The sequence below is a fragment of the Vibrio sp. R10-SG3-ISO3 genome (assembly GCF_059834225.1).
Genome location: NZ_JCBDHE010000036.1, coordinates 1 through 9,691 on the forward strand (window position 1 = coordinate 1; position 9,691 = coordinate 9,691).

The following is a 9,691-nucleotide window of genomic DNA, read 5'->3' on the forward strand; positions in this document are numbered from 1 at the left end:
GGTCAGTGGCTGCTTAATTTTTAACGGAAAATTTTCCGATTTCATTAACTAATTGTTGATTAGTGTCTAGAATACCCCTCAAGTTTTTATGACAACGTCTATAGGTAATTTCATGAAGTTTAGCGCGGTGATTCTCGCGGCGGGCAAAGGGACTCGCATGTACTCTAACAAGCCAAAGGTACTGCATACCCTAGCGGGTAAACCTATGGTGAAGCACGTGATTGATACTTGCTCTGGGCTCGGCGCGCAAAACATCCACCTCGTCTATGGCCACGGTGGCGATCAAATGCAAGCTGAACTGAGCCAAGAGTCGGTTAACTGGGTATTGCAAGCGGATCAATTAGGGACAGGTCATGCGGTGGATCAAGCGTCGGATCAGTTTCAAGATGATGAAAAGATCCTGGTGTTGTACGGCGACGTGCCTTTGATCTCGGAAGAGACCATTGAGAGCTTGCTGGATGCGCAGCCTACCGGCGGCATCGCGCTCTTGACCGTCGTCTTAGACAACCCAACAGGCTACGGCCGTATCGTCCGTAAGAATGGCCCTGTTGTGGCGATCGTTGAACAAAAAGATGCCACCGAAGAGCAGCGTCAAATCAAAGAGATCAACACAGGTGTGATGGTCGCGACAGGCGGCGATCTTAAGCGCTGGTTATCTGGCCTCAACAACCAAAACGCGCAAGGTGAATATTACCTCACTGACGTCATTGCGGCCGCGCACGACGAAGGACGCGCTGTCGAGGCCGTTCACCCAGTCAATCCTATCGAAGTGGAAGGGGTGAACGATCGCAATCAGTTGGCGCGCTTAGAACGTGCCTTCCAATCCATGCAAGCTCGCAAGCTGCTTGAACAAGGCGTGATGCTGCGTGACCCAGCACGTTTTGATTTGCGTGGTGAGCTGCAATGCGGTATGGACTGTGAGATTGACGTCAATGTTGTGATTGAAGGTAGCGTCTCTCTTGGCGATAACGTAGTGATTGGCGCTGGGTGTGTGCTCAAAGATTGCGAAATCGACGACAACACCATTGTGCGCCCATACAGCGTGATTGAAGGTGCTACGGTCGGTGAAGAGTGTACCGTTGGGCCATTTACTCGTCTTCGCCCTGGCGCAGAGCTGAAGAAAGATGCCCACGTTGGTAACTTTGTTGAAATGAAAAACGCGCGTCTTGGTCAGGGTTCAAAAGCCAACCACCTCACTTATCTTGGCGATGCTGAGATTGGTGAGCGCACCAACATTGGCGCGGGTACGATTACGTGTAACTACGATGGCGCAAACAAGTTTAAAACCATCATCGGCAACGATGTGTTTGTTGGCTCAGACAGCCAGCTGGTGGCACCAGTGACGATTGCTGATGGTGCGACCATAGGCGCAGGCACGACGCTGACGAAAGACGTTGCACAAGGTGAGTTAGTCATCACTCGCGCTAAAGAGCGCAAGATTGCAGGCTGGCAGCGTCCGGTGAAGCAAAAATAATTGTCGATGCTCAGTTTCAAAGCCGCTTCATTGAAGCGGCTTTTTTCTATCTATAAGCTTGGAATCGCAATGCGCTTTTCTAGCCAGCGCACGGCTTGAGAGACCAATAAGATAAGCAATAGATATTCGAGTACCAAAAAGGTGTATATCTCCAAAGGTAAGTATTCGGTGACCACCAGCTCGTTCGCTCTGCGGGTCAGATCGCTCAGACCAATGACACTGACCAACGAACTCATTTTGAGGATATAGACAAATTGGTTTCCCAGTGGCGGCAAAATCTGACGGAAGGCTTGTGGCAACATCACAAAGCGCATGGTCTGCCAGTAACTGAGTCCTAACGATTCAGAGGCTTCGCGTTGACCTCGGCTAATGGCTTGAATACCACCGCGAAAGACTTCCGCCATAAAGGCGCTTTCGGCGATCGTTAGGGCTATCACGCCTGCCCAGAAATGGTTTAAGGAAAGATCGAGTAAGGTAGGCATCCCATAATAGACCCACAGCAGCAAAACGAGCACCGGGACTGAGCGTACGCTTTCGACATAGAGGCGATTGAACCAACGTAACACTCTCAGGTTAGATAAGGCAGGCATCGCGACCATCAAGCCAAGGCTCATCGCTAGCACCATACTGAGCAAGGAGATCTGCACCGTCTCACCAAATCCACCCATCAAAAACAGCACATTTGCTCGGCCTTGCTCGGTGGTAGGATCGAGTACATACCATCCCCATTGATAGTCACTGCAGCCAGTCAGCAGCAGCGAAGTGATCAACACCCATACTTTAGTGGTCACATTACACCTTGTTTAGACTAGAAAATCCGTTTCTTACTGCTATGTTAACAATGAAAGTGGAATTCGTGTAATGACTAAGGACGATAAAATGAAACCGATCATCTGCGCACTGCTCATCAGCCTGTTGTCCCTCCCGCAAGCGATGGCTCAAGGCAGTCGCCTCCATCAGATTTTAGACTCAGGCGTTCTGCGTGTTGGTACGACCGGCGACTGGAACCCAATGACGATGAAAGACCCGGCGACCAATAGTTATCGAGGGTTTGATATCGATGTGACCACCGAATTAGCCAAAGACCTAGGGGTCAGTGTCGAGTTTGTCGCCACTGACTGGAAAACCTTGGTCAATGGCGTGACTGCCAACAAATATGACATTACAGGCAGTGCGTCGCTCAATATGTCTCGCGCTAAGGTAGCGGGGTACAGTCAGCCCTATTTTTATCTCGCTTTTGTCCCGGTTGTGCAGAAGAAGGATCTGGAGCGTTTCTCTGACTGGTCTGATTTTGACTCGCCTGACGTCAAAGTGGCTGCCACACTGGGTACCGTACAAGAAAAGATGGTGAAAGCGTTTTTCCCTTCTGCGCAGCACATTGTCATCGAAGCGCCCGCTCGTGATTTTCAAGAGCTATTGGCGCGCCGCGCGGACGTCTCGGTGACCTCCAACGTGGAAGCTGCGACCTTGGTCGAGAAGTTTCAACAGCTGGCGATTGTGCCTGTCAAAGAGGCAAGAAAGCCCACCCCGATCGCGATGCTGTTACCCCAAGATGACCAAGTATGGATCAATTACATTAATCACTGGGTTGAGTTGAAGAAAACCCAAGGATTTTTCAAACAGACCGCCGAAAAGTGGGGGCTGAAAACACTTTAGTGTAATAGGTATAGATAGTAAAAGAGCCGCAAAGCGGCTCTTTTGACATTATTTGACACGCCTTATGGGCGTTCAAACACCGTCGCGATGCCTTGACCTAGACCGATACACATGGTCGCTAATCCGTATTTGGCGTCTTGCGCTTCCATAAGATTGATCAAGGTAGTTGAGATGCGTGAACCTGAGCAGCCTAACGGGTGACCGAGAGCGATAGCGCCGCCATTCAGGTTGACCTTTTCATCCATCACGTCCAGTAAGCCGAGATCTTTCGCAACAGGCAGAGCCTGGGCGGCGAAAGCCTCATTGAGCTCAACCACATCCATATCATCAATAGATAGGCCAGCGCGCTTGAGGGCTTTTTGCGTCGCAGGTACAGGTCCGTATCCCATGATGGAAGGATCGCAACCGGCAATCGCCATACCCTTGATGCGAGCGCGAATGGTGAGACCAAGCTCTTTGGCTTTCTCCTCACTCATGATTAACATGGCAGAGGCGCCATCAGACAGAGCGGAAGAGGTGCCCGCAGTGACGGTACCATTGGCAGGGTCAAACACAGGGCGCAACTGAGACAGACCTTCGACCGAAGTTTCTGGACGAATTACTTCATCAAAGTCGAGGGTAAACAGTGTGCCGTCTGCGGCGTGACCTTCTGTCGGAAGAATCTCGTTCTTAAAACGGCCTTCGACCGTGGCTGCGTGAGCTCTAGCGTGCGAACGTGCCGCGAACGCATCTTGCTGCTCACGACTGATTTGGTGCAGTTTGCCGAGCATCTCCGCGGTGAGCCCCATCATACCCGCCGCTTTCGCTACGTGTTTTGACATGCCTGGGTGGAAGTCGACGCCATGATTCATTGGAACGTGCCCCATGTGCTCGACACCACCAATCAGACAGATCTCTGCATCGCCTGTCATGATGGCGCGCGTGCCATCGTGCAGCGCTTGCATTGAGGAGCCGCACAGACGGTTAACCGTCACGGCACCAATCTCAATCGGCAGCCCTGCGAGGAGCGCGGCGTTACGGGCAATATTGAAGCCTTGCTCAAGGGTTTGTTGCACACAGCCCCAGTAGATGTCTTCAATCTCGCTTGGGTTCACCTGCGGGTTACGGGCCAAGATGCCTTTCATTAAGTGTGCCGATAAATCTTCTGCACGCGTATGGCGGAATGCGCCGCCTTTTGAACGTCCCATCGGAGTACGTAGACAATCGACAACGACAACGTTTCTAGTGTGGGTAGTCATGCTGAAATCTCCTTAGATAGAACTTTGCTGCTGTTGGCCATAGAAGGTCTCGCCTTTTTCAGCCATGGTTTTGAGCAGTTTTGGCACCTGGTACATTGCACCCAGATCCGAGTATTGCTGCGCCATTGCGACAAACTCAGCAATGCCCACACTATCGAGATAACGGAACACCCCACCACGGAATGGAGGGAAGCCAAGACCATAAACCAGCGCCATATCCGCTTCTTGAGGAGAGGCGATGATGCCCTCTTCAAGACACAGCACCACTTCGTTGATCATTGGAATCATCATGCGTTGAATAATGGTTTGGTCATCAAACGCTTGCGACGATTGCGTCACTTCAGCGAGCAGCGGTAACACATCATCACTGAAGGTTTTCTTCGGTTTGCCTTTTCGATCGACGCTGTAGCTGTAGAAGCCACTGCCGTTTTTCTGGCCGTACTTGTTTGCATCAAACAGCGCATCAATCGCATCACGATCCGATTTACCCATACGCTCTGGGAAGCCTTGCGCCATGACGGCTTGAGCATGATGTGCCGTATCAATACCTACCACATCGAGCAAGTAAGCAGGGCCCATCGGCCAACCAAATTGACGCTCCATGACTTTATCGACTTGGGTGAAATCGGCCCCATCACGCAGTAGCAAGCTAAAGCCGCCAAAGTAAGGGAAGAGCACACGGTTGACGAAAAATCCCGGGCAGTCATTGACCACAATCGGGGATTTGCCCATCTTAGCCGCATAGGCGACCACGCGGTTGATGGTGTCGTCTGAGGTGTGTTCACCACGGATGATCTCGACCAATGGCATGCGGTGTACGGGGTTAAAGAAGTGCATACCACAGAATTTGTCTGGGCGAGACAGCGACTTAGCCAGCAAGTTGATTGGAATAGTCGATGTGTTCGAGGTGATCACCGTCTCTTCGCTCACCTGCTGCTCAACTTCACTCAGCACAGCGGCTTTGACTTTCGGGTTTTCAACCACAGCTTCGACGACAACATCAGCTTGCTCAATGCCCGCGTAGTGCAAGCTTGGTGTGATGGAGGCAAGGATGCCTGCCATTTTGAAGCCATCAATACGGCCACGTTCAAGCTGCTTGTTGAGTAGCTTAGAGGCTTCGGTCATGCCCAGATCCAGTGACGGCTGAGCAATGTCTTTCATTAGCACCGGTACCCCTTTGAGGGCGGATTGGTAAGCAATGCCGCCGCCCATGATGCCAGCGCCAAGTACCGCAGCTCGCGCCGTGGCTTTGTCGGCCGATTTTTCTGCTTTCTTGGCAATCCCTTTGATGTATTGATCGTTAAGGAACAGGCCAACTAACGCCTTCGCTTCCTCGGATTTTGCCAACGTAATAAAGTGTTTACGTTCAATGGCCAACGCTTCATCGCGCGCAAAACCTGCGCCTTGTTCGATGGTCTTGACCGCCGTCATCGGCGCTGGGTAGTGCGGGCCTGCTTTCTGGGCGACTAACCCTTTGGCCATGGTAAAGCTCATCATAGATTCGAGCTTGCTGAGCGTCAGCGCGGAGGTTTTTTGTTTGCGGCGAGCTTGCCAGTCGATTTTCTCATTGACGGCTAGGGTGAGCGTGCTCAGCGCAGAGTCGTAAAGTGTCTCAGAGTCGACGACGGCGTCCAACAATCCGATCGCGAGTGCTTCGTCTGCACGGCAGGCTTTGCCTTGTGTGATCACTTCCATCGCACTGTCTGCGCCGATAACGCGCGGTAGGCGAACACAGCCACCAAAGCCTGGCATGATACCCAGTTTGGTTTCAGGTAGGCCGATGCTGGTGGTTTTATCGCCAATACGCATGTCGGTAGCGAGTACACACTCACAACCGCCACCTAAGGTGTGGCCTTTGACCACAGAGACGGTCGGCACTGGGAGATCTTCAAGCTTATTGAAGATGCTGTTGGCGAATTGGAGCCACGTATCGAGCTGGGCTTCTGGTTTGGCAAACAAACCTAAGAATTCGGTGATGTCGGCGCCAACAATGAACGCGTCTTTGTCTGAAGTCAGCAGCAGACCTTTAAGACCTGAATGTTGAGCGAGGGCATCGAGCGCCTTATCGAGAGACTCGAGTGTGGCGAGATCGAGTTTGTTAACGGATTGTGGAGAGCAGAAACAGAGTTCAGCTAACCCGTCGTTTAATTCCTTTACCTGTAGGGTGTCGGCTTGGTAAATCATTGTCTATCTCCATGACATACAATCGTGGATTGCGTGTTGATCTCGCGAATCGGTCGTTGTGGACCACGCAAGATTAACTAGGAAAGTTGTTATATTTATTGCTCTGGTTAGACCAGAGAACTTAGTGTGGATCGCTCATTGGACAAATTCAATACATTTTTCAAACAAGTGTTTAACATTGTGCGCTTGGACAAATCTTAGACGACGCGCAAACCGCTCTCATGATAGACTCACGCCAGTTTGCTAAGACTTGCTATGCCCATGAATGATCACCCTTATTTAGTTCCCCTGCAGCCTGCGGTGTTTGAAGAAGAGATAAAGAAGAGCGTCTTTATCACCCAGCTCGCCCATACACCGAGTATCGACAGTGCCAAGGCGTTTATCGAACAAGTGAGACGGGCGCACCCCAGTGCTCGGCACCATTGTTGGGGTTTTGTCGCAGGGCGACCGGAAAATTCCATGCTGTGGGGATTCAGTGATGATGGTGAGCCGTCGGGGACGGCGGGCAAACCCATTTTGGCTCAATTATCCGGATCGGGAGTTGGTGAAGTGACGGCAGTCGTCACCCGTTATTCAGGTGGTATCAAGCTGGGGACGGGAGGCTTGGTCAAAGCCTATGGTGGCGGTGTGGGGCAAGCGCTTAAGTTGCTTCAAACAATTGAGAAAAAAATCACCACAAACTTGCGACTGGAGTTAGACTATGGCTTCCTGCCTATTGCGCAGGCGATGCTACCGCAATTCAATGCCGTGGAAGTATCGGCCGAGTACAGCGATCATGTCGTGCTGGTGGTAGAGATAGAGCGGAGGGATGCCGCTGTGTTTACCCAGGCGGTCATCAATAAAAGTGGCGCCAAAGCTAACATCACCTCTTTCGATGGAAAACAATGATAATTAGGAAGTCTGAAGCCAAGCTTCAATAGTCGTCTCTGTATGCAATTTCGTTCAATTATTCGCATCGTCGGCCTACTGCTGGCCTTATTTAGCGTCACCATGCTGGCGCCTGCTTTAGTCGCACTTATCTATCGAGATGGTGCGGGCGTGCCCTTTGTCACCACCTTTTTTGTTTTGCTTGCCTGTGGCGCAGTGTGTTGGTTTCCGAATCGTCGTCATAAACATGAACTGAAAGCCCGTGATGGTTTTCTGATTGTGGTGCTGTTTTGGACGGTACTGGGCAGTGCAGGGGCGCTGCCTTTTTTAGCGGCGGATTACCCCAATGTGTCGGTGACCGATGCGTTTTTTGAATCATTCTCTGCGCTGACCACGACAGGGGCCACCGTCATTGTTGGGCTGGATGAGTTGCCAAAAGCGATCCTTTTTTATCGTCAGATACTGCAATGGTTTGGTGGCATGGGGATCATCGTGCTCGCGGTGGCGATATTACCCGTGCTGGGTATCGGTGGTATGCAGCTTTATCGCGCTGAGATCCCAGGTCCAGTTAAAGATACCAAGATGACGCCGAGGATTGCAGAAACTGCGAAAGCGCTTTGGTATATCTACCTCAGTTTGACGATCGCGTGTGCACTTGCGTTCTGGTTGGCCGGCATGACGCCATTCGATGCGATCAGCCACAGCTTTTCGACTATCGCGATCGGGGGCTTCTCTACTCATGACGCCAGTATGGGTTATTTCGATAGCTACGCCATCAATATGATCACTGTGGTGTTCTTGTTGATTTCTGCCTGTAACTACTCACTTCACTTTGCCGCCTTTGCTTCTGGCGGTGTGCACCCTAAATATTATTGGAAAGATCCCGAGTTTCGCGCATTCCTCTTTATTCAAGCGCTGCTCTTTATCATCTGTTTCCTCGTGTTATTGAATCATCACTCTTACGACTCAAAATACGATGCGTTTGACCAAGCGCTGTTCCAGACGGTTTCGATTTCGACAACAGCAGGCTTTACCACCACAGGATTTTCAGAGTGGCCGCTGTTTCTTCCCGTCCTATTGCTGTTCTCCTCTTTTATTGGTGGTTGCGCCGGTTCGACCGGTGGTGGGATGAAGGTGATCCGTATCCTACTATTAACACTACAAGGCGTGCGAGAGCTCAAACGTCTGGTTCACCCAAGAGCGGTGTACACCATTAAAGTCGGCGGAAGTGCTCTATCACAACGAGTGGTCGATGCCGTGTGGGGATTTTTCTCTGCCTACGCATTGGTCTTTGTGGTTTGCATGCTGGGTCTTATTGCGACCGGCATGGATGAGTTAAGTGCCTTCTCCGCAGTGGCCGCCACGCTCAACAACTTAGGCCCGGGTCTTGGCGAAGTGGCGCTCCACTTCGGCGATGTGAATGATAAAGCCAAATGGGTGTTGATTGTCTCTATGTTGTTTGGGCGTCTCGAAGTGTTCACCCTACTGATTCTGCTGACCCCTACCTTTTGGAAAAGTTAAAGGAAGCCTATGTCAAAAGCGCTGTTTCTCTATTCTTCCCGTGAAGGACAGACAAAAAAAATTCTCCACACCCTGCAACAACAATTGGACATGGAGTGCGACATCATCGATCTCCACCTTGTTGATCAGGTCGACTTTGCCCCCTACGAGCGCGTGCTGGTCGGCGCCTCTATTCGTTATGGCCACTTAAATAAGCAACTGTATCGTTTTATTGAGCGAAACCTCGATCAACTGCAGCAGCACAAAGCAGCATTTATTTGTGTCAATCTGACCGCGAGAAAAGAAGCGCAAGGAAAGGACACCCCAGAAGGGAGTGCGTACATCAAAACCTTCCTCAGCAAATCCGCTTGGCAACCCAGTCTGATTGGTGTTTTTGCCGGGGCGCTGCGTTACCCACATTATAATTGGTTCGATAAAACTATGATTAAGTTCATTATGTCGATGACAGGCGGTGAAACCGATACAACCAAAGAGGTGGAGTACACCAACTGGGAAAAAGTGCGCTTATTTGGTGAAAAGTTTAAAAATATGTAAAGAAAACGCTCGCTTATAACGCTTTGAGGTGATGTTTTAATCGAATAGCAAAGAAATGCCATTTTTTTTGAAAAAGGGGTTGCCAAGTATCATCGGATATCTATAATGCCCCCTCGCTGACACGGCAAGGCTCCAATAAGGATACTCACCGTAACAGCAGGTCTAAAAGCCCAGCAAAAATTGCTGAGAAAAGTTTGAAAAAAGTGGTTGACACTAA

Annotated in this window: 8 protein-coding genes; 5 read left to right on the forward strand and 3 right to left on the reverse strand. The window is 50.7% G+C overall.

What is annotated here, in order from left to right; all coding sequences use genetic code 11:
• Positions 1 to 112: 112 nt before the first annotated feature.
• Positions 113 to 1,474 (forward strand): bifunctional UDP-N-acetylglucosamine diphosphorylase/glucosamine-1-phosphate N-acetyltransferase GlmU, encoded by a 1,362-nt coding sequence (gene glmU / locus AC6R1A_RS08845; protein ID WP_500634069.1) that lies wholly within the window; start codon positions 113 to 115, stop codon positions 1,472 to 1,474.
• Between the two features lie 50 nt (positions 1,475 to 1,524).
• On the opposite strand, the gene AC6R1A_RS08850 is transcribed toward glmU, so the two are convergent.
• Positions 1,525 to 2,265, reverse strand: coding sequence for an amino acid ABC transporter permease (locus tag AC6R1A_RS08850; protein WP_500634070.1), 741 nt, complete (start codon positions 2,263 to 2,265; stop codon positions 1,525 to 1,527).
• A 142-nt stretch (positions 2,266 to 2,407) separates the two neighbouring features.
• On the opposite strand from AC6R1A_RS08850, the gene AC6R1A_RS08855 reads away from it, so the two are divergent.
• Complete coding sequence (locus AC6R1A_RS08855) at positions 2,408 to 3,130, forward strand: transporter substrate-binding domain-containing protein (protein ID WP_487902973.1); 723 nt, start codon at positions 2,408 to 2,410, stop codon at positions 3,128 to 3,130.
• 62 nt (positions 3,131 to 3,192) lie between these two features.
• On the opposite strand, the gene fadA is transcribed toward AC6R1A_RS08855, so the two are convergent.
• A complete protein-coding gene (gene fadA / locus AC6R1A_RS08860; protein WP_334555551.1) occupies positions 3,193 to 4,368 on the reverse strand; it encodes an acetyl-CoA C-acyltransferase FadA in 1,176 nt (391 codons plus the stop codon).
• 12 nt (positions 4,369 to 4,380) lie between these two features.
• Positions 4,381 to 6,552, reverse strand: coding sequence for a fatty acid oxidation complex subunit alpha FadB (gene fadB / locus AC6R1A_RS08865; protein WP_500634071.1), 2,172 nt, complete (start codon positions 6,550 to 6,552; stop codon positions 4,381 to 4,383).
• A 261-nt stretch (positions 6,553 to 6,813) separates the two neighbouring features.
• Here fadB and AC6R1A_RS08870 point away from each other — a divergent pair, with 261 nt between their 5' ends.
• Genes AC6R1A_RS08870 through hemG form a run of 3 tightly spaced genes read left to right on the forward strand, consistent with a single transcriptional unit; the run spans position 6,814 to position 9,474 of the window.
• A complete protein-coding gene (locus tag AC6R1A_RS08870; protein ID WP_500634073.1) occupies positions 6,814 to 7,440 on the forward strand; it encodes a YigZ family protein in 627 nt (208 codons plus the stop codon).
• A gap of 42 nt (positions 7,441 to 7,482) precedes the next feature.
• Positions 7,483 to 8,940: a TrkH family potassium uptake protein gene (locus tag AC6R1A_RS08875; RefSeq protein WP_500630496.1), complete on the forward strand. Its 1,458-nt coding sequence runs from the start codon at positions 7,483 to 7,485 to the stop codon at positions 8,938 to 8,940.
• Between the two features lie 9 nt (positions 8,941 to 8,949).
• On the forward strand, positions 8,950 to 9,474 hold the full coding sequence (gene hemG, locus AC6R1A_RS08880) for a menaquinone-dependent protoporphyrinogen IX dehydrogenase (protein WP_500634072.1): 525 nt from the start codon (positions 8,950 to 8,952) through the stop codon (positions 9,472 to 9,474).
• The last annotated feature ends 217 nt before the right edge of the window (positions 9,475 to 9,691 follow it).

Coding starts and splice junctions, on each gene's coding strand:
- glmU (WP_500634069.1), top strand. CDS start 113: ATGAAGTTTAGCGCGGTGATTCTCGCGGCGGGCAAAGGGACTCGCATG.
- AC6R1A_RS08855 (WP_487902973.1), top strand. CDS start 2,408: ATGGCTCAAGGCAGTCGCCTCCATCAGATTTTAGACTCAGGCGTTCTG.
- fadA (WP_334555551.1), bottom strand. CDS start 4,368: ATGACTACCCACACTAGAAACGTTGTCGTTGTCGATTGTCTACGTACT.
- fadB (WP_500634071.1), bottom strand. CDS start 6,552: ATGATTTACCAAGCCGACACCCTACAGGTAAAGGAATTAAACGACGGG.
- AC6R1A_RS08870 (WP_500634073.1), top strand. CDS start 6,814: ATGAATGATCACCCTTATTTAGTTCCCCTGCAGCCTGCGGTGTTTGAA.
- AC6R1A_RS08875 (WP_500630496.1), top strand. CDS start 7,483: ATGCAATTTCGTTCAATTATTCGCATCGTCGGCCTACTGCTGGCCTTA.
- hemG (WP_500634072.1), top strand. CDS start 8,950: ATGTCAAAAGCGCTGTTTCTCTATTCTTCCCGTGAAGGACAGACAAAA.